Source organism: Mesorhizobium sp. M1027 (genome assembly GCF_040318745.1).
Classification (GTDB): Bacteria; Pseudomonadota; Alphaproteobacteria; order Rhizobiales; family Rhizobiaceae; genus Mesorhizobium.
In genome coordinates this window covers 505,760-524,447 of sequence record NZ_JAMYMW010000001.1, presented here as the reverse complement: position 1 = coordinate 524,447, position 18,688 = coordinate 505,760, and the positions used below count along the sequence as shown (strand labels likewise).

Genomic DNA, 18,688 nt, shown 5'->3' with positions numbered 1-18,688 from the left:
AGATGCGTTCACTGCTCTTCGTTCCCGGCGATTCGGAAAAGAAGCTCGAAAAGGGCTTTGGCGTGGGCGCCGACGTGGTCATCGTCGACCTCGAGGATTCGATTGCCGCGCAGAACAAGGATCTGGCGCGCGACACAGCGGCGCGTTTCATCGCCGGGCACAGGCACCGAACCAGCTCCGTGATCTATGTGCGCGTCAATGATCTTTCGACCGGACTGACCGACGACGATCTGGCGGCGCTCGTGCCGGCAAAACCAGATGGCATCATGCTGCCTAAGTCGAACAGCGGACTGGATGTCCAGCATCTCTCGGCCAAGCTCAGGGTGCACGAAGCTGAAAGCGGCCTGCCCGATGGAGCTATAAAGATCCTGCCGATCGTCACAGAAACGGCCGCAGGGGTCTTGGCCGCAGCGACCTACGCCCGTGCAAGCGCGCGGCTTGTCGGCGTCACCTGGGGGGCGGAAGATTTGTCGGCGGCGATCGGCGCGCGCGCGACGCGCGACGCGAATGGCCGCTACACGGATGTGTTCCGCCTCGCCCGCACCATGACCATGCTTGCCGCAAGTGCCGCGGAAGTCGCGGCAATCGACACCGTCTTTCCGGACTTTCGCGACATGGCGGGCTTCGAGGCCGAATGCGCCGAGGCCGAGCGCGACGGTTTCACCGGCAAGATGGCGATCCATCCGGCGCAGGTGCCGGTCATCAACGCCGCCTTCACGCCTTCGGCGCAAGCGGTGAAAAGCGCCCTGGCGATCGTCGAGGCATTTCAGGCGGCGGGAAACCCCGGCGTCGTCGGCATCGACGGCAAGATGTATGACCGGCCGCATCTCAAGCTCGCCGAGCGGCTCCTGGCGCGGGCCAGGGTAGCTGGGCTTGGCGCTTAGGTCTGTTTCGCGCCGAAATTATCCCACCCACGGCCCCGAATAATCGGCATAGAGCTTTGCCGGATCGGGCCGTGGCCGCTCCGGTGCCGGCCCCTGGTAGGAGCCGATATGGACGAAGCCTACGACCCGCTCATCTGGCGCCAGGCCGAGGATCGCCCTGCCCTCGGGCACGTCGGAATACCAGTTGCTGATCATGTTGGTGCCGTAGCCCAGCGCATTGGCGGCGAGCATCAGGTTCATCGCGGCCATGCCGCCGGACAGGAACATCTCCCATTGCGGGATCTTTGGATTTTCCCTGGGGATCGAGATCACGCCGATAACCAGCGGCGCCCGCGAAAAGCACGCCAATTCCTGGTTGCGGCGGCCTTCCGGCAGCGGTCCTTCACGCTGCTCGGCAAGTGCCGCCAGCTTCTTGCCGATCTCGACGCGAGCTTCGCCGCGATAGAGGACGAAACGCCAGGGCTCCAGCCGGCCGTGGTCCGGCACCCGCGAGGCGGCGGCGATCATCGTCGCGATCTCCGTATCGCCCGGTGCCGGCTCTTTCAAATCTGGGATCGGCGCGGAATTTCGGGTCAGCAGAAAATCGATGATCGGCGACGCCATGGGCGCAAGTCTCCTGGAATTTGAGCTGAAGCGCACCATCGGGACATCGGGCGGCTTGGGCATTGGCGCAGCGCGCCGGACAAAGAGCCCTGTAGCAGAAGCCGACCGGACTCTTAAGCCTTGAAATTGCCACCGCCTTGGGCTTCAACGCAAGGCATGTTTGAGGGGACATTGCGTCTTTTCCTGATATGGCTCGCTGCCGCACTGTTGATGGTGCCGGTTTCGCTCGCCGTCGCCCAGGATGTGGACGGCCTCGGCGAACTGAAACTTCCCGGAATTTCGGGCTATGCGCCTCCGAAAAGCGAGACATCGCTGGTGTTGGGGAGCAGCGGGGCAATCACGCTGTCGGCGCAATTGACAGACAAGGGCGCCGACATCACGCGCGGCATCGTCTGGCGCGTCTTCAAGCCCGAATCGGCCAGCGACGGCAAGTTGCCGATGGTCGCCTCCGCTCATGGCGGTACCGCCGTGTTCCAGCTCGAGCCGGGTTCGTATCTGGTCCACGCCTCCTACGGGCGGGCCGGCGCCACCAAGCGCATCACCGTCGGCAAGGAAGCCAAGCGCGAGAGCCTCGTGCTCGATGCAGGCGGCCTCAAGCTTGATGCCGTGCTGTCCGGCGGGGTACGCATACCACCGAAGAAGCTGCGCTTCTCGATCTATGAGAGCCACGCCGCGGCCGACGGCGATCGCGCCCTGATCATACCCGATGTCGAGCCGAACAGCGTCGTGCGGCTCAATGCCGGCACCTACCACGTTGTTTCGACCTATGGCGCTGTGAACGCGGTCATCCGCTCCGACATCCGCGTGGAGGCCGGCAAGCTGACTGAAGCGACCGTCGAGCACCGTGCGGCCGAGATGACGATGAAGCTGGTGCGCGAACCGGGCGGCGAGGCGATCGCCGACACCTCCTGGTCGCTGCTGAACGAATCCGGCGATCCGATCAAGGAAACCGTCGGTGCCTTTGCCTCGATGGTGCTGGCCGAGGGCGACTACACCATCATCGCCAAGAACCGCGACCGCATCTACCAGAAGGATTTTACGGTGGTGGCGGGGCACAACCAGGACATCGAGGTTCTGGCCACAGAGGCTTCGGCCATCGATTCCGAGGAAGGCGCCGACTAAGCCGCGCCCCTCTAAGCTGCCTTGCGCATGCGGCGCGCCAGCAACTGCGCGTGGCCACGCCATACGACCAGAGCCGGATCGACGACAGCCCGGTAAAGCCGCTCGAGCAATTCGTCTCATTCAGCACCTGACCGAAGCGCACGTCGATCGATTTGCCGGATAGGCGCGCGGCGCAACAGTCATCTGAAAATGGCGGTGGATCGCTCCACCGCCATTCATTGCAGGTCGGCTGGTTCAGGCCGCGCGGCGCTTGCGGTCGGGTGTCACCGCCTCGTCGGCAAGCAGCTTCACGGCAGCTGCGAGACCAAGCGATTCCTGGTCGCGCGAACCGAGACGGCGGATATTGACCGTTTCTTCCTCGGCCTCGCGCTTGCCACAGACGAGGATGACCGGGACCTTGGCCAGCGAATGCTCCCGGACCTTGTAGTTGATCTTCTCGTTGCGCAGGTCGGCCTCGGCGATCAGCCCGGCCGCCTTCAACTGCGCGACGACGTTTCGCGCGTAATCGTCGGCATCGGAAGTGATCGTCGCCACCACCACCTGCAGCGGCGCGAACCAGAGCGGGAAATGGCCGGAATAATTCTCGATCAGGATGCCCAGAAACCGCTCCATCGAGCCGCAGATGGCACGATGCACCATTACCGGCTGCTTCTTTTCCGAATCGGAGCCGATATAGAAGGCACCGAACCGTTCCGGCAGGTTGAAGTCAACCTGCGTGGTGCCGCATTGCCAGTCGCGGCCGATGGCGTCCTTCAGCACATATTCGAACTTCGGCCCGTAGAACGTGCCCTCACCCGGATTGACGCCCGTCTTGATCCGGTTGCCCGACCGCGCCGCGATCTTGTCGAGCACGTCCTGCAGCACGCTCTCAGCATGATCCCACATCGCGTCGGTGCCGACCCGTTTTTCGGGGCGGGTCGCCAGCTTGACGGTGATTTCGTCGAAGCCGAAATCCGCATAGGTCGAGAGGATCAGATCGTTGATCTTGATGCACTCGTCGGCGAGCTGTTCCTCGGTGCAGAAGATGTGGGCATCGTCCTGGGTAAAGCCGCGCACGCGCATCAGCCCGTGCAGCGCGCCGGACGGCTCATAGCGATGCACATTGCCGAATTCCGCAAGTTTTACCGGCAGATCGCGGTAGGACTTCAGCCCGTGCTTGAAGATTTGGACGTGGCCGGGGCAGTTCATCGGCTTCAGCGCAAACACCCGGTCGTCGTCGGTGTCGTCGCCAGCAACCGTCACCTTGAACATGTTGTCCCGGTACCAGCCCCAGTGCCCGGACGTCTCCCATAGGCTCTTGTCGAGCACCTGCGGCGCGTTGACCTCCTGATAGCCCTGCTCGTCGAGACGGCGGCGCATGTAATTGACCAGGTTCTGGAACATCCTCCAGCCTTTGGCGTGCCAGAACACGACGCCCGGCCCCTCCTCCTGGAAATGGAACAGGTCCATCTCACGGCCGAGTTTCCTGTGGTCGCGCTTCTCGGCCTCCTCCAGCATCGTCTGGTAGGCTTCGAGCTGCGCCTGGTCGGCCCAGGCCGTGCCGTAGATGCGCGTCAGCATCGGGTTGTTCGAATCGCCGCGCCAATAGGCGCCGGCGACCTTCATCAGCTTGAAGGCGCTGCCGATCTGGCCCGTCGAGGCCATATGCGGGCCGCGGCAAAGGTCGAACCAGTCGCCCTGCGCATAGATCTTGAGATCCTGATCCTCGGGAATGGCGTCGATCAGCTCCAGTTTGTAGCGCTCGCCCTTGTCGGCAAAGATCCTTTTCGCCTTTTCACGCGACCATACCTCTTTGGTGAACGGCTTGTTGCGCGCAATGATCTCGCGCATTTTCTTCTCGATCACCGGGAAATCGTCGGGCGTGAACGGCTCGTTGCGGGCGAAGTCGTAGTAGAATCCGTTCTCGATCACCGGCCCGATGGTCACCTGCGTTCCCGGCCAAAGTTCCTGCACGGCTTCGGCCAGCACATGGGCTGCATCGTGACGGATGAGCTCCAGCGCACGCGGATCCTCGCGGGTGATGATTTCGAGCTTGCCCGATTTGCCGATCGGGTCGGAAAGGTCGCGCAACGTGCCGTCGATCGAATAGGCAACGGCCTTCTTGGCCAGCGACTTCGAGATCGATTCCGCCAGGCCGGCGCCGGTCATCGCCGCGTCGTAGTCGCGGACGGAGCCATCGGGAAATGTCAGGGAAACGGAATTCAGCATAAGATTCTCCTATCCAGTCCCGCAAACGAGCGCGGGTGGTAAAATGCACGTCGCTCAAAACTGCCTAGCTGTTTTGGGGGTTACGACATACATCAAGTAAGAGCCGGATGCGTCCGGCGGCGAGCGGTCTTTTATGGACAGTTTTCGGCGCCGTAAAGCCGGATATGGTCACCTGACGAGATTCGGCAGCTCTTTCAGGAACATCGCCCGCGTCTTGGGTCCCTTGGGCGTGTCGGAACGTTCCGTATCGATTACCAGGCGGGCAAAGACGATCTTGCGAGCATCCTTCTGCGCCCAGCCGACAAACCAGCCAAGCGAGCGCTTGTCGGCGTCGCCGAGCCCGGTCGTCCCGGTCTTGCCCTGCACCGTCCAATCGCCTGCTCGAAACGTCGGTATGATCGCACCGGTCATGGCGTGGGCCTTGTTCGAAACCGGCAGTTTTCGCGCCAGCAGCTTGCGCAGGAAATCGACCTGCTCGACGGGCGATATCTCGAGCGAAGAATTCACCCAGGAATGGGTGAGTCCATCATTCTTGCCGGGAGTTCCGGAAACGTCCGTGTTGCCATATTCGAATTTCGACACATAGCCGGCAAATTGTTTGCTGCCGAGCCGGCGCGTAATCTCGCGTGAGAACCATATGACCGAATCCCTTTCCCAGATCGTCGGGTCGACGGTCTTGCGGTCCCGTTTCGGCGCATTGAACTCTGCCTTGTACTCCCAGCTTGGCGTGTGCTCGTCGCTCAGGATTCCAGCATCGTAGCCGATCAGCGCCAGCGGAACCTTGAACGTGGAGGCGGGGCTGACGCGCTGATCGCAGGTCCCTTCGCGATACAGCGTCTCGCCGCCTGCGGCGTCGACGATCAGCGTGCATTCGACGTCCCCGAGCGGCGCCGATTGCGCACGGATCGGAAAACCCAACAGCCACGCCAGGACATAGAGAACCACGGCGAAAACGAAAGGAAGACGATCTATCCGGCGCATTTGGCAATCTCTCCTGAAGGGTGTCAGGAGCGGCTTAGCGAGGCGTCTTGTCTCGATTTTGTCTTAAATGCGCTATGTCCGCGCAAGCTGCGGTTAACCCTACCAGATCGTAAAAGCGGTCCGGTTGTTCACCGAACAGTTGCGGTCAACTGTCTAGGTCGCCACGTTTTTTCCTGATCCGCCAGTACCGCCATGGCGTGAACCAACGGTAACGATCAGCCAGGATTTCCGGTACGGGGTCGATGCCGTGCGTTCCGAACGGTCCGCAGCGCAGCACCCGGAAAACCCCCATCCAGCCACCGGCCCACAGCCCGTGGCGGGCGATCGCTTCGTATGCGTATTCGGAACAGGTCGGCAGATGCCGGCAGGAATTGCCGACGAAGCCTGACAGCGTCAGCTGGTAGAGCCGGACGAGCGACGTGCCGAGGAGGCGGCCCGGCGTCTTGCGCCACGGGCCGGGCCAGTTGCGTCCTTGTCGAATCGGCCTGGCGCCGTGCGCATGCCGATGTTGGCCGACCACCGCAGTCTCCACATCGCGTTTCCCTACACGATAGATGTGCGCATCGGGCCAGGAACGCAATGCCGTTCTGGCAATCCCGTCAGGGCCTGGTACGGCGAACCGGGTAGCGGTCGGGCGTCGGCTTCCGGCATACGGCGACGCTGGTCGGCGGCCTCTCCTCGCACCAATCCCTATGCGGTTTCTCGTCATGCCATTGAAACGTCGCGATCCGCACGACATCGCCCAGAACGTTGAGAAACTGGATCATGGCAGCACTCCTTGAGCGCCGATTAGAGCGCCGCTGGCCTTGCCCTTCAAACGAGTATAACGTCCACGTCAGATAACTCTGAGTTATGCGAATGAAGCGCGGACACCTCCCCCTGACGGCGCTTAGAAGCTTCGAAGCAGCCGGTCGTCACCTCAGCTTCAGCCGTGCGGCCGAGGAGCTTTATGTCTCGCAGGCGGCGATCAGCCGCCAGATCCGCGAGCTCGAAACCTTCCTGCGCCAACCTTTGTTCTTCCGCCATCATCGCCGCGTCGAGTTGACCGACACCGGCCGGCGGCTGCTCGACCAGTTGGTCAGAAGTTTCGAGGGCATCGACAGGCTGCTTTCGGAATTGACGGCGGCCCAGACGCAGTCCGTGGTCCGTGTCAGCGTCGAACCATCGCTTGCATCCGAATGGCTGGTGCCGCGGCTCAACCGCTTTCGCGAGTTGCGACCCGATATCGACGTTTCCCTTGAGGTCGACCCGAGGTTGATAGAGTTTCGCAGCGATCAGCCCGAACTTGCCCTACGCTTCAGTGCGCACGCCACCTCATGGCCACGCAGCGAAGCCGAACAGCTTGCCGCGGTCATCGATTCACCAGTCCTGTCGCCGGCGCTTCTTGCATCCGGCCCAGCTCTGGAAAAACCCATCGACCTTGGTCGCTACACATTGCTGCACGAAGAAAACCGTCAGGCTTGGGCGCGCTGGTTCGAAGCGGCCGGCGTGACGGCTGAGGCCGTGCCTGCGCGCGGCCCGATGCTGGCGGATGCTTCGCTTTCGAAGCAGGCAGCCTTGCTTGGACATGGTGTCGCGCTGGGCGATCTTCTGCAGATCGGCGAAGAACTTGCGTCCGGCGCGCTGATCAAGCCTTTCGACATCGACGTCGCGTCCGGCGCCTATTGGCTGGTGGCCAGAAGGCTGAATGACCTTTCAGAGCCGGCCAGAGCTTTTGCCGACTGGGTCCGGGCGGAATTCGCCGAAAGCCGGCGTTTCCTTGCCAAGGCTTAAGCCGCCTGTTCCGCCCGCTTCTTTTCGATCTGGCCGATGGCGTCGACCACTGCGTCGAACGTCAGCATGGTCGAGGCGTGGCGCGCCTTATAGTCGCGCACCGGTTCCAGGTATTTCAGGTCGGCGAAGCGGCCTTCGGGCGGCGGGCCATTTTCCTTCAGCATCTTCAGCATCGTCTCGCGCACGCTGCGCAATTCTTCGGCGCTGGCGCCGACGACATGCTGCGCCATGATCGAAGAGGACGCCTGGCCAAGCGCACAGGCCTTCACGTCATGCGCGAAATCGCTGACGACCCCATCATCCATCTTCAGATCGACGGTCACCGTCGAGCCGCACAGCTTGGAATGTGCTCGTGCGGTTGCGTCGGGCCGGTCGAGCCGGCCGATCCGTGCGATGTTTCCGGCAAAACCCAGAATTTTCGCATTGTAGACATCGTCGATCATATTTTTCCAATCCGTCGCCGCCCAGCGAACAGTCATTGCCGCTCTGGCGCTTCCTTTCGCTCGGCACGAACATATATAATGGCGGTAGTCGGGTATCGACAAGGCGACCACAAACCTCGTCATGCCCAATTCCGTTCACGCCACTTACGGGCTGGAAACCGGGCGAGTTTCTGACACCCGAAAGGTCGTGGTCCGTTCAACTCGTTCCTCCTGAGAGAGGAACTACGGGAGACGCCTTTATGGACGCCGTTATCAAGAAACTCATGCCGCGGTCCGCCTATATGGAAAAGCCGGTCACCGACCGGCCGAGCGAGGCCGAAGTCGAAGCCGCTGTGCGCATCTTGCTGCGCTGGACCGGCGACAACCCTGACCGCGAGGGCCTGATCGACACGCCGAAGCGCGTCACCAAGGCATTCCGCGAAATGTTCAACGGTTATGATATGTGCCCAGCCGAGGAACTTGGCCGCACCTTCGAGGAAGTCGCCGGCTATGACGACCTCGTCCTCGTCAAGGACATATCCTTCCACTCGCATTGCGAGCATCACATGGTGCCGATCATCGGCAAGGCGCATGTCGGCTATCTGCCTGACGGCAAGGTTGTCGGCCTGTCCAAGATCGCCCGCGTCGTCGACATCTTCGCCCATCGCCTGCAGACCCAGGAAGCGATGACGGCGCAGATTGCCGGCGTCATCCAGGACGTCCTCAATCCGCGCGGCGTCGCCGTCATGCTCGAGGCCGAGCATATGTGCATGGCCATGCGCGGTATCCGCAAACAGGGCTCCACCACGCTGACCTCGACCTTCACCGGCGCCTTCAAGGATACACCCGAAGAGCAGGTCCGCTTCGTCACCATGGTGCGCGGCGGCGGAACTGATCAGACCCGCCCCACCTTCGTCAAATAAGGACCGGCGAATGTCGGCATTGGAATTCCCGAAAGCTCCCTCAGACAAGAAGGCGCTTGAGGAAGGCACGGTCCTTTCGCCGCGCTTCGATGCCGGCGGCCTCGTCACCGCCGTCGTCACCGATGCCGAAGACGGCATGCTGCTGATGGTCGCGCATATGAATGCCGAGGCGCTGGCGCTGACGCTCGAGACCGGCATCGCGCACTACTGGTCGCGTTCGCGCAACGCGCTGTGGAAGAAGGGCGAAACCTCGGGCAATGTCCAGCAGGTCGTCGAGATGCTCACGGATTGTGACCAGGACGCGATATGGTTGCGCGTCAAAGTGCTGGGTCATGAAGCAACTTGTCACACCGGCCGACGTTCATGCTTTTATCGGACGGTGGGGCTGAGCGATGGCAAAGGGACGCTTGCCAGCGACGGCAGCAAGCCGCTGTTCGATGCGGAAAAAACCTATCGAAAGCCCAATACACCATCAATATGAACCATTCGCAGCACTTCAGCCACGTGTATTCATGATTTCGATACGGCCCGCCTGTAGGATGACCGTGGGACAAGGGAGATTGTGATGCTCGAGTGGGCGTCATTGCGCAACAGACCTGACGTTCGGGAGGCGAATGGCCTCTCCTCGGCCGCGGGCGCATCCGAAACCAAATCTCCGGGCAAAACAGCGATTTCGCTGGCATTGGGCGGCGGCTGTGCGCGCGGCTGGGCGCATATCGGCGTGCTGCGCGCGCTTGACGAAGCCGGCATCGAAGTGTCGATGATCGCCGGCACCTCGATCGGCGCGCTGGTCGGCGGCTGCTATGTTGCCGGCAAGCTCGACGAGTTGGAAGAATTCGCCCGCAGCCTGACCAGGCGGCGCATTTTTGGCCTTCTCGACCTCAATCTACGCGGCAGCGGCCTGTTCGGTGGCATGAAGCTCGATGCGCGGCTGCGCGAGCACATAGCCGGCATCCGCTTCGAGGACCTGCCAAAACCGTTCGTCTGCGTCGCTTCGGAAATCCGCACCGGCCATGAGATATGGCTGTCGAGCGGCTCGTTGAGCACCGCCATGCGCGCCTCCTACGCGCTGCCCGGCGTGTTCGAGCCGGTCGCCTGCAATGGGCGTGTGCTGGTTGACGGCGCCCTGGTCAATCCGGTGCCGGTCTCGGTTTGCCGTGCCTACGAGCAGCCGCTCGTGGTCGCGGTGAACCTCCACTACGATCTGTTCGGCCGCGCCGCGGTGATCAAGCACAGCGCCGGCGAGTTGGTCATTGAGAAAGACGCGCCAAGAGGTGGCCACGCCGATCCCGAACGCCAGTCGCGCGAGACGCGGCTCGGCATTACCGGCGTTATGGTCGAGGCCTTCAACATCATTCAGGATCGCATTTCGCGCGCCAGGCTGGCCGGCGACCCGCCGGACATATCGCTGCAGCCGAAGCTCAGCCATATCGGCCTGACCGAATTCCACCGCGCCGACGAAGCAATCCGTATCGGCTACCAGGCAACGATGGCGCAGATCGGCGACCTGACCCGGCTGCAGACCGTCCTCGCTTAGGCAGAGCGGACAGCGAGCTTCTCAGGCAAGCGCCGCGTCGACGATACGAAATTGCACCGTGCGGTTGCCGTTCCAGTGGTTGCCCGACAGCGAGCCGGCTACATGCACCGGCTTACCCCTGTTCTTGAACAGGAATTCGCCGAGCGCGGTATCGACGGCGCGAAAGGCGATCGCCTGGATGCGGCCGCCGCTTTCCGACTGCAGGTCGGCGCGGATGTGGTTGGTGCCGACCGCCCGCGCATCGACAAGCCGGTGGCGCGGCAGCGCGAACACCGGCGCGACATGCCCTGCGCCGAACGGCCCTGCCCTCTCAAGTGCATCGAGCAGCGCGAGCGTCGCGCCCTCGGCGGCAAGCGCACCGTCGATCGCCAGGCTCTCCTCGCCTTGCAGGCGGAACACGTCCACCGCCGCGCGCTCTTCGAAGAAAGCCCTGAGTTCGCCGAGCTTCGCCCGCTCGACAGTGATGCCGGCCGCCATTCCATGGCCGCCGCCCTTGACGATAAGTCCGGCATCGGCCGCCTCGCGCACCAGCCGGCCGAGGTCGAAACCAGACACTGAACGGCCTGAACCGGTACCGACACCATTGGCGTTGAAGGCAATGGCAAATGCGGGCCGGCGCGCATGGTCCTTGAGCCGCGAGGCAAGGAGGCCGACAATGCCCGGGTGCCAGTTGCTGCTGGCTGTGACCACGATGGCCGGACCATTGCCGCCGGCAAGCTCGGCGTCGGCCTCTGAGCGCGCCGCGGCCAGCATCTCCTGCTCCATCGACTGCCGCTCCTGGTTGAGTCGATCCAGCGTCTCGGCAACGGTGCGGGCTTCGACCGGGTCGTCGGTTGCAAGCAGGCGGCTGCCAAGTGCTGCGTCGCCGATGCGCCCGCCGGCGTTGATGCGCGGACCGATCAGAAAGGCCAGGTGGAACGTGCTGATTGGCTCGCCTATACGCGACACCCGCGCCAACGCCGCCAGCCCTTCGTTTCTCTGCTGCCGCGCCACCTGCAGCCCCTTGACCACGAAGGCGCGGTTGACGCCGGTGAGCGGCACCACGTCGCAGACTGTGCCCAGCGCCACCAGGTCGAGCAGGGCAAGCAGGTCCGGCGGTGCGGCATCCGGCAAGCGGCCGCGCAGGATCTTCGCGGTCTGCACCAGGCAAAGGAAGACGACGCCGGCGGCACAGAGATGACCTTGGCCGGAAAGGTCGTCCTCGCGATTTGGGTTGACGACCGCAGCCGCCGCCGGCAACGGCCCGCCGACCTGATGGTGATCGAGCACCACGACGTCGGCGCCGGCGGCCTTTGCGGCGTCGATGGAAGCAGCGCTGTTGGTGCCGCAATCGACTGTAACGATCAGCGTCGCGCCGCGCGAGACGAGTTCGCGCATCGCTTCCGGATTTGGGCCGTAACCCTCGAAGATGCGGTCCGGTATGTAGATCTCCGACGCCACCGAGAAATGCGCGAGAAAGCGCTTGAGCAGCGCCGACGAGGCGGCGCCGTCGACATCGTAGTCGCCAAAGATCGCTACCTTTTCCCTGGCCATCACCGCTCGGGCGATGCGAGAGGCGGCCTTGTCCATGTCGGTCAGCGATGCCGGGTCGGGCAGCAGGTTGCGGATGGTCGGATCGAGGAACCGCTCGGTCTGATCGGCGGTGACGCCGCGCCCGGCCAGCACGCGCGCCACGATGTCGGGCACGCCATAACCTTGCGCGATGGCGAGCGCGGCCATGTCCTGGCGCTCGGTCAGCCGGTGTTCCCAGGAAACGCCGGTGGCCGATTGCCTTACATCGAGGAAAAAGCGTCTTTCCCCCGTCACGTGGTGCGCCGTCTGCAATTTGTCATTGCGCACAATATGCAACGGCTAACTGAGTCGAAATCAAAACTTTTCCAGATCCTGATGCCTGGCCTTGATTTCGCGCACGGTCCGCGATGACGAGCGCAGCACGATCGTGTGCGTGGTGATGAAATTGCGGCCGAACTTGACGCCGGCCAGCATATTGCCGTCGGTGACGCCGGTCGCGGCAAACAGCACGTCGCCGCGTGCCATGTCTTGCGTGTGGTAGATCCGTTTAGGGTCGGAGATGCCCATCTTGGCGGCGCGCGCCAGCTTTTCCGGCGTATCGAGGATCAACCTGCCCTGCATCTGGCCACCAGTGCAGCGCAAGGCGGCAGCTGCGAGCACGCCTTCGGGCGCGCCTCCGGTGCCGAGATAGATGTCGATGCCGGTCTCGTCAGGGTCGGTGGTGTGGATGACCCCGGCGACATCACCGTCGCCGATCAGACGGATCGCGGCGCCGGTCGCCCGCACGGCTTCGATCAACGCGCCATGGCGTGGCCGGTCGAGAATACAGGCGGTGATCTCCGCCACCGGCACGCCCTTGGCCCTGGCGAGGCTGGCGATGTTTTCGGCCGGCGAGGCATCGATGTCGATGATGCCGTCGGCATAGCCCGGGCCGATCGCGATCTTGTCCATATAGACATCCGGCGCGAACAAAAGGCTGCCTTTTTCGGCAATGGCGATAACGGCCAATGCGTTGGGCAGGTTCTTGGCGCAGATCGTCGTGCCTTCGAGCGGATCGAGCGCGATGTCGACAGCCGGGCCTTTGCCGGTACCGACTTCCTCGCCGATATAAAGCATCGGCGCCTCGTCGCGCTCGCCCTCGCCGATCACTACCGTGCCGTTGATGGCAAGACGGTTGAGTTCCTGCCGCATGGCATCGACCGCAACCTGGTCGGCGGCTTTCTCGTCGCCGCGTCCGCGCAATCTGGCGGCCGCGACCGCGGCGCGTTCGGTGACGCGCACCAATTCCATGGTCAGTATCCGGTCGAGGCCGGCGACAATGTTCTGGGCCACATTCATCGATGGACAATCCTCGTTGGCACTTTGTTTTCATGCATGTCGTCGTCCCAAAAACCGCCGCACACTTTTGGGCGACATGCATTAGCCTCCCGCCAGAGACGCGCTCCTTGTGTCAAAGCCCCGTGACAACAGCAAGACCTGCGCTGGACCTTTTTGAAAACGCAGCAATATCAATCGATTAAAGGCAAATAAGGAGACTTCTATCCGGCCCGCTCGATGCGGATGACTTGCGGCTTGTCGGTCAGAAGGCTGTCCCTGGTGATGCCGTCGACGGCCTTGCGCACCGCCGCCTCGGTCGTCTCGTGGGTCACCAGGATGACGGTCTTCTGTGCCTCGGTTTCCGGACCGGCGGCATGCTGGACGATCGATTCCAGCGAAATGTCGTTGTCGGCCATGCGCTTGGCTATTGCCGCGAAGACGCCGAGGCGGTCGTGCACGGTCAGCCGGATGAAATAACCCCCGGCATGGCTGCGCATCTGCGCCTTCTTATAGGGCTTGAGCTCCTTCGCCGGCCGGCCGAAAACCGGACCATGCTGGAAGCCAGGCCGGCTTTTAGCGATGTCGGCAATGTCGCCGATCACCGCCGATGCGGTGGCGTTGCCGCCGGCACCGGGGCCGGAGAGCAGCAATTCGCCGAGGATGTCGGTCTCGATGGCCACCGCATTGGTGACGCCGTGCACTTGCGCGATGACCGAGGCCGTCGGCACCATGGTCGGATGCACGCGCTGCTCGATGCCGCTTTCGGTGCGTTGGGCGACGCCAAGCAGCTTGATCCGGTAGCCGAGATCGCCGGCCGCACGGATATCGGCCTGGCTGATGTTGGAGATGCCCTCCATATAGATATCGTTGGCGGCGATCCTCGTGCCGAAAGCCAGGCTGGTCAGGATCGACAGCTTGTGTGCGGTGTCGTGGCCCTCGATGTCGAAGGTCGGGTCGGCTTCGGCATAGCCCAACCGTTGCGCGTCCTTCAGGCAGGCATCGAAGGACAGGCGCTCGGCCTCCATGCGTGTCAGTATGTAGTTGCAGGTACCGTTGAGGATGCCGAAAACGCGGGTCACCGAATTGCCGGCCATCGCCTCGCGCATTGTCTTGATAACCGGAATGCCGCCGGCCACCGCCGCCTCGTAATTGAGCAGCACGCCTTTCCTCTCGGCGATCTCGGCCAATGCCACCCCGTGCTTGGCAAGCAATGCCTTGTTTGCGGTAACGACATGTCGGCCGGCCTCGAGCGCCGCTTTGACGGACGAGCGCGACGGGCCTTCGTCGCCGCCGATCAGCTCGACGAAGACATCTATCTCGGCGATCTGCGCCATCTTGACGGCATCGTCGAACCACTGTGCTGTGCCAAGATCAACGCCGCGGTCGCGTTTGGGATCGCGGGCCGAAACCGCCGACACCACGATATCGCGTCCGCACTGCCGCGTCAGTTCGGCCGCCTTGTCGCGCAGCACACGGGCCACAGACGCACCGACGGTGCCGAGGCCGGCAATTCCAACACGCAACGCTTCAGCCATGTCCGGCGACGCCCCTCAACAATTCGGTCGATGTGTATAAGATCAGCGATGCGCGGCGAGCGGTACGACATTATTCGGCTGCTTGGCGCTGGATGCGAGGAAGCGCTTGATGTTGCGCGCCGCTTGCCGGATCCGATGCTCGTTTTCGACCAGCGCGATGCGCACGTGATCGTCGCCATGCTCGCCGAAGCCGACGCCCGGCGCCACCGCGACGTCGGCGTGCTCGATCAGGAGCTTGGAGAACTCAAGCGAGCCAAGGTGCTTGAACGGCTCCGGGATCGGCGCCCAGGCGAACATCGATGCCGCCGGTGCGGGAATGGTCCATCCGGCACGGCTGAAGGAGTCGACCATGACATCGCGGCGTTTGCGGTAGACGTCGCGCACTTCGGCGATGTCGGCGCCGTCGCCGTTAAGTGCATGCGCCGCCGCCACCTGGATCGGCGTGAAGGCGCCATAGTCGAGATAGGATTTCACCCGCGTCAGCGCCGAGATCAGCCGTTCATTGCCGACCGCAAAACCCATACGCCAGCCCGGCATCGAAAAGGTCTTCGACATCGAGGTGAACTCGACGGCGACGTCTATGGCGCCCGGCACCTGCAGCACCGAAGGCGGCGGATTGCCGTCGAAATAAATCTCCGAATAGGCAAGATCCGACAGGATGATGATGTCGTTCTTCCTGGCGAAGGCCACCACCTCCTTGTAGAAATCGAGCGAAGCGACCAGTGCCGTCGGGTTGGACGGATAATTGAGGATCAGAGCCAGCGGCTTCGGGATCGAATGGCGGATGCCGCGCTCCAGGGCCGGGATAAAGCCGTCGTCCGGCTCGACCTGCAGCGAGCGGATGACGCCGCCCGACATAATGAAGCCGAAGGCGTGGATCGGATAGGTCGGATTGGGGCACAGGATCACGTCGCCGGGGGCGGTGATCGCCTGTGCCATATTGGCGAAGCCCTCCTTCGAGCCGAGCGTCGCCACCACCTGGCTGTCCGGGTCGAGCTTCACGCCGAAGCGGCGGGCATAGTAGTTGGCCTGTGCACGGCGCAGACCCGGAATGCCGCGCGACGACGAATATCGGTGCGTGCGCGGATCGCGCACCACCTCGCATAATTTGTCGACGATGGCCTTGGGCGTCGGCAGGTCCGGATTGCCCATGCCAAGATCGATGATGTCGGCGCCGCGCGAACGGGCGCTGGCCTTCAGGCGGTTGACCTGTTCGAAGACATAGGGCGGAAGCCGGCGGACCTTGTGAAATTCTTCCATGGCAGTTCCAGACAGTGAGGTTGCGGTCGCGCGTATAAGCTTATTTGCAACTAGGGTCGAGAGCGGGGTCGCATTTGCCTTCGATCTGCTTCAGCGCCTCGGCGCCGTGTTTTTTTGCCAGCTGGTCCAGCGCTGCCTGGTCCGCAACCTTGACGCCGCCGCCCTTGGCGGCCTGGCTCTGCTTCTCGGCCTTCAGTTGGGCGAGCTTGGCGTTCTTTTCCTCGTCGGTGAATTGCTCGGCCGCCACCTGCGGCCGGATGTTCAGGTTCGGATAGGAACCGGTGTCCTTCGCGCCGACAAGGCCGGTGGCGGGCGCCGCACCTTCCATGTTGCTGCTCGTGCAACCGGCCATCGTCAACATGACGAGCGCCATGCGGCAAAAACGACCAGTGCCGGAAAAAACGTTCTTGCCAATATTAATCGTCATATTGTTTTCCTGGCGGCCGGGTTAGAGCACATTGGACCCTGTTCGATATCCCATGGTAATATGTCAACAAAACGCTTCGGGAGGAACCCCGCGAACCATGGCCAAAACACCCGATTCGGGCAAAGCGGAAGATGACCAACCTTCGACCGTCGAGCAATATCTGGTGAAGGACCCGGAACGCTTCGCTCTGAACATGGCCCGCATGATCGAGCAGGCCGGCAAAGCCGCCTCGGCATGGGCCGAGCCGCGGGAAAAGGGCGAGGTACGCGATCACGTCGCCGAGCCGGTCGTCGACATGGTGAAGACGTTCTCCAAGCTCACCGAGTACTGGCTCTCCGACCCGCAGCGCGCGCTGGAGGCGCAAACGCGGCTGTTTTCCGGCTACATGACCGTCTGGGCCAATGCTGTCCAGCGCGTCGGCGCCGGCGCCGAGGACGCGGTCAAGCCCGAGCGCGGCGACAAGCGTTTCCAGGACCCGGAATGGGGCCGCAACGCCTTCTTCGATTTCCTCAAACAGGCGTATCTGGTCACCTCGCGCTGGGCGGCCGAACTGGTCGAGCACGCCGACGGCCTGGACGAGCATACCCGCCACAAGGCCGGCTTTTATGTCAAGCAGGTGTCCAATGCCATCTCGCCGTCGAATTTCATCCTGACCAATCCGGAATTGTTTCGCGAGACTGTCGCCTCGAACGGCGAAAACCTGGTGCGCGGCATGAAGATGCTTGCGGAGGACATCGCCGCGGGCAAGGGTGACCTGAAGCTGCGGCAGGCAGATTATTCGCCCTTCGAGATCGGCAAGAATCTCGCCGCCACGCCGGGTAAGGTGGTCGGCCGCAGCGACGTCGCCGAAATCCTGCAATACGAGCCGACTACCGACACCGTGCTCAAACGGCCGCTGCTGATCTGCCCGCCATGGATCAACAAGTACTACATCCTCGACCTCAACCCGCAAAAATCCTTCATTCGCTGGGCCGTCGAGCAAGGCCACACCGTGTTCGTAATCTCCTGGATCAACCCGGACGAGCGGCACGGCGCCAAGAGTTGGGAGGCCTATATCAGGGAGGGCCTGCAATACGGCCTCGACACGATCGAGAAGGCGACCGGCGAAAGGCAAGTCAACGCCATCGGCTATTGCGTCGGCGGCACGCTTCTGGCGGCGGCCCTGGCGCTGATGGCGCAGGAAGGCGACCACCGCATCAAATCCGCCACCTTCTTCACCACCCAGGTCGATTTCACCTATGCCGGCGATCTAAAAGTGTTCGTCGACGAGGAGCAGGTCGCGGCCGTCGAAAAGGCGATGAACGAGAAAGGCTATCTCGACGGCACCAAGATGGCGACCGCCTTCAACATGCTGCGCTCGGGCGACCTGATCTGGCCCTATGTCGTCAACAACTACATGCGCGGCAAGGATCCCCTGCCCTTCGACCTGCTCTACTGGAATGCCGATTCGACCCGCATGGGCGCTGCCAACCATTCCTTCTATTTGCGCAATTGCTATCTCGAGAACAGGCTCTCGCAAGGCATGATGGAACTGGCGGGCCGCACGGTTTCGCTGAAGGACGTTACCATTCCGGTCTACAACCTCGCCTCTAAGGAGGACCACATCGCGCCGGCGCTATCGGTATTCCTCGGCTCGAAATATTTCGGCGGCGAGGTCGACTACGTCATGGCCGGCTCCGGCCACATCGCCGGGGTCGTCAATCCGCCGGCGGCGCAGAAATATCAATACTGGACCGGCGGCAAGCCGGCCGGCGACTTTGACAAATGGCTCGCCGGGGCCACAGCCCACCCCGGTTCCTGGTGGCCGCACTGGCAACGTTGGATCGAAGCCAAGGACAATACCCGCGTACCGGCCCGCAAACCGGGCGAGCATATGCAAGTTCTAGGCGAAGCCCCCGGCACCTATGTCAAGGTGCGCGTGTAACCATCTGTAATGTGTGGTGAGTTGACGCGCCGCCAAAAGCGGGCGAAATGGTGCCGTTAACCCTGAGCAGCCTTGATTCATCCTCTAGCCGCCAAATTACTTTGAGGCTTGCAGATTTGACACAGGTCTCGTTTCCGGTTCGGGGAACAAGAGTCATTTCGACGAGACGTTTCGGCGTCGCGCCAATGACGAACCGGTCGGATATCGAGGGGGAATTTTGTTTTGAGATCAGCAGGATCGCGCCTCGCGAAGGGAGAAAG

General features: G+C 62.7%; 18 protein-coding genes. 7 read left to right on the top strand and 11 right to left on the bottom strand.

The window, feature by feature from the left end:
* Nucleotides 1-2: 2 nt before the first annotated feature.
* Entirely contained in the window at nucleotides 3-884 is an 882-nt protein-coding gene (locus NKH50_RS02510; protein WP_352876471.1) for an HpcH/HpaI aldolase/citrate lyase family protein, read from the top strand.
* A gap of 18 nt (nucleotides 885-902) precedes the next feature.
* On the opposite strand, the gene NKH50_RS02505 is transcribed toward NKH50_RS02510, so the two are convergent.
* Entirely contained in the window at nucleotides 903-1,487 is a 585-nt protein-coding gene (locus NKH50_RS02505) for a nitroreductase family protein (RefSeq protein ID WP_352876469.1), read from the bottom strand.
* Nucleotides 1,488-1,643: 156 nt separating this feature from the next.
* Between NKH50_RS02505 and NKH50_RS02500 the strand changes: the two genes are divergently transcribed.
* On the top strand, nucleotides 1,644-2,609 hold the full coding sequence (locus NKH50_RS02500; RefSeq protein ID WP_254818398.1) for an RgsD C-terminal domain-containing protein: 966 nt from the start codon (nucleotides 1,644-1,646) through the stop codon (nucleotides 2,607-2,609).
* A gap of 234 nt (nucleotides 2,610-2,843) precedes the next feature.
* On the opposite strand, the gene thrS is transcribed toward NKH50_RS02500, so the two are convergent.
* The 4 genes from thrS to NKH50_RS02480 all read right to left on the bottom strand — a co-directional run bounded on the left by thrS (nucleotide 2,844) and on the right by NKH50_RS02480 (nucleotide 6,565).
* Nucleotides 2,844-4,817: a threonine--tRNA ligase gene (thrS, locus tag NKH50_RS02495; RefSeq protein ID WP_352876467.1), complete on the bottom strand. Its 1,974-nt coding sequence runs from the start codon at nucleotides 4,815-4,817 to the stop codon at nucleotides 2,844-2,846.
* A 168-nt stretch (nucleotides 4,818-4,985) separates the two neighbouring features.
* Nucleotides 4,986-5,798: a class D beta-lactamase gene (gene blaOXA / locus NKH50_RS02490; RefSeq protein ID WP_352876465.1), complete on the bottom strand. Its 813-nt coding sequence runs from the start codon at nucleotides 5,796-5,798 to the stop codon at nucleotides 4,986-4,988.
* Nucleotides 5,799-5,943: 145 nt separating this feature from the next.
* Complete coding sequence (gene yidD / locus NKH50_RS02485) at nucleotides 5,944-6,330, bottom strand: membrane protein insertion efficiency factor YidD (protein WP_502906828.1); 387 nt, start codon at nucleotides 6,328-6,330, stop codon at nucleotides 5,944-5,946.
* A 67-nt stretch (nucleotides 6,331-6,397) separates the two neighbouring features.
* Complete coding sequence (locus tag NKH50_RS02480) at nucleotides 6,398-6,565, bottom strand: hypothetical protein (RefSeq protein ID WP_352876463.1); 168 nt, start codon at nucleotides 6,563-6,565, stop codon at nucleotides 6,398-6,400.
* Between the two features lie 91 nt (nucleotides 6,566-6,656).
* Between NKH50_RS02480 and NKH50_RS02475 the strand changes: the two genes are divergently transcribed.
* Complete coding sequence (locus NKH50_RS02475) at nucleotides 6,657-7,571, top strand: LysR substrate-binding domain-containing protein (RefSeq protein ID WP_352876461.1); 915 nt, start codon at nucleotides 6,657-6,659, stop codon at nucleotides 7,569-7,571.
* Here the strand turns inward: NKH50_RS02475 and NKH50_RS02470 are convergent.
* Nucleotides 7,568-8,014 (bottom strand): iron-sulfur cluster assembly scaffold protein, encoded by a 447-nt coding sequence (locus NKH50_RS02470; RefSeq protein ID WP_023720146.1) that lies wholly within the window; start codon nucleotides 8,012-8,014, stop codon nucleotides 7,568-7,570. The two genes, NKH50_RS02475 and NKH50_RS02470, sit on opposite strands and share 4 nt — an antisense overlap.
* 239 nt (nucleotides 8,015-8,253) lie before the next feature.
* Between NKH50_RS02470 and folE the strand changes: the two genes are divergently transcribed.
* The 3 genes from folE (at nucleotide 8,254) to NKH50_RS02455 (ending at nucleotide 10,453) form a co-directional block, all read left to right on the top strand.
* Nucleotides 8,254-8,916: a GTP cyclohydrolase I FolE gene (gene folE, locus NKH50_RS02465; RefSeq protein WP_254818364.1), complete on the top strand. Its 663-nt coding sequence runs from the start codon at nucleotides 8,254-8,256 to the stop codon at nucleotides 8,914-8,916.
* A gap of 10 nt (nucleotides 8,917-8,926) precedes the next feature.
* A complete protein-coding gene (gene hisI / locus NKH50_RS02460) occupies nucleotides 8,927-9,397 on the top strand; it encodes a phosphoribosyl-AMP cyclohydrolase (RefSeq protein ID WP_352479758.1) in 471 nt (156 codons plus the stop codon).
* An 84-nt stretch (nucleotides 9,398-9,481) separates the two neighbouring features.
* Nucleotides 9,482-10,453: a patatin family protein gene (locus tag NKH50_RS02455; protein WP_352876457.1), complete on the top strand. Its 972-nt coding sequence runs from the start codon at nucleotides 9,482-9,484 to the stop codon at nucleotides 10,451-10,453.
* Between the two features lie 21 nt (nucleotides 10,454-10,474).
* On the opposite strand, the gene recJ is transcribed toward NKH50_RS02455, so the two are convergent.
* The 5 genes from recJ to NKH50_RS02430 form a co-directional block, all read right to left on the bottom strand.
* Nucleotides 10,475-12,259, bottom strand: a complete 1,785-nt coding sequence (recJ, locus tag NKH50_RS02450; protein WP_352876455.1) for a single-stranded-DNA-specific exonuclease RecJ — start codon at nucleotides 12,257-12,259, stop codon at nucleotides 10,475-10,477.
* Nucleotides 12,260-12,319: 60 nt separating this feature from the next.
* Nucleotides 12,320-13,303, bottom strand: coding sequence for a class II fructose-bisphosphatase (glpX, locus tag NKH50_RS02445; RefSeq protein ID WP_352620512.1), 984 nt, complete (start codon nucleotides 13,301-13,303; stop codon nucleotides 12,320-12,322).
* A 200-nt stretch (nucleotides 13,304-13,503) separates the two neighbouring features.
* Nucleotides 13,504-14,817: a homoserine dehydrogenase gene (locus NKH50_RS02440; protein ID WP_352876453.1), complete on the bottom strand. Its 1,314-nt coding sequence runs from the start codon at nucleotides 14,815-14,817 to the stop codon at nucleotides 13,504-13,506.
* 42 nt (nucleotides 14,818-14,859) lie between these two features.
* On the bottom strand, nucleotides 14,860-16,077 hold the full coding sequence (locus NKH50_RS02435; protein ID WP_254818358.1) for an LL-diaminopimelate aminotransferase: 1,218 nt from the start codon (nucleotides 16,075-16,077) through the stop codon (nucleotides 14,860-14,862).
* 40 nt (nucleotides 16,078-16,117) lie between these two features.
* A complete protein-coding gene (locus NKH50_RS02430) occupies nucleotides 16,118-16,504 on the bottom strand; it encodes a hypothetical protein (RefSeq protein ID WP_254818357.1) in 387 nt (128 codons plus the stop codon).
* 97 nt (nucleotides 16,505-16,601) lie between these two features.
* Here NKH50_RS02430 and phaC point away from each other — a divergent pair, with 97 nt between their 5' ends.
* A complete protein-coding gene (gene phaC / locus NKH50_RS02425; RefSeq protein ID WP_352508758.1) occupies nucleotides 16,602-18,428 on the top strand; it encodes a class I poly(R)-hydroxyalkanoic acid synthase in 1,827 nt (608 codons plus the stop codon).
* Nucleotides 18,429-18,688: the final 260 nt, after the last annotated feature.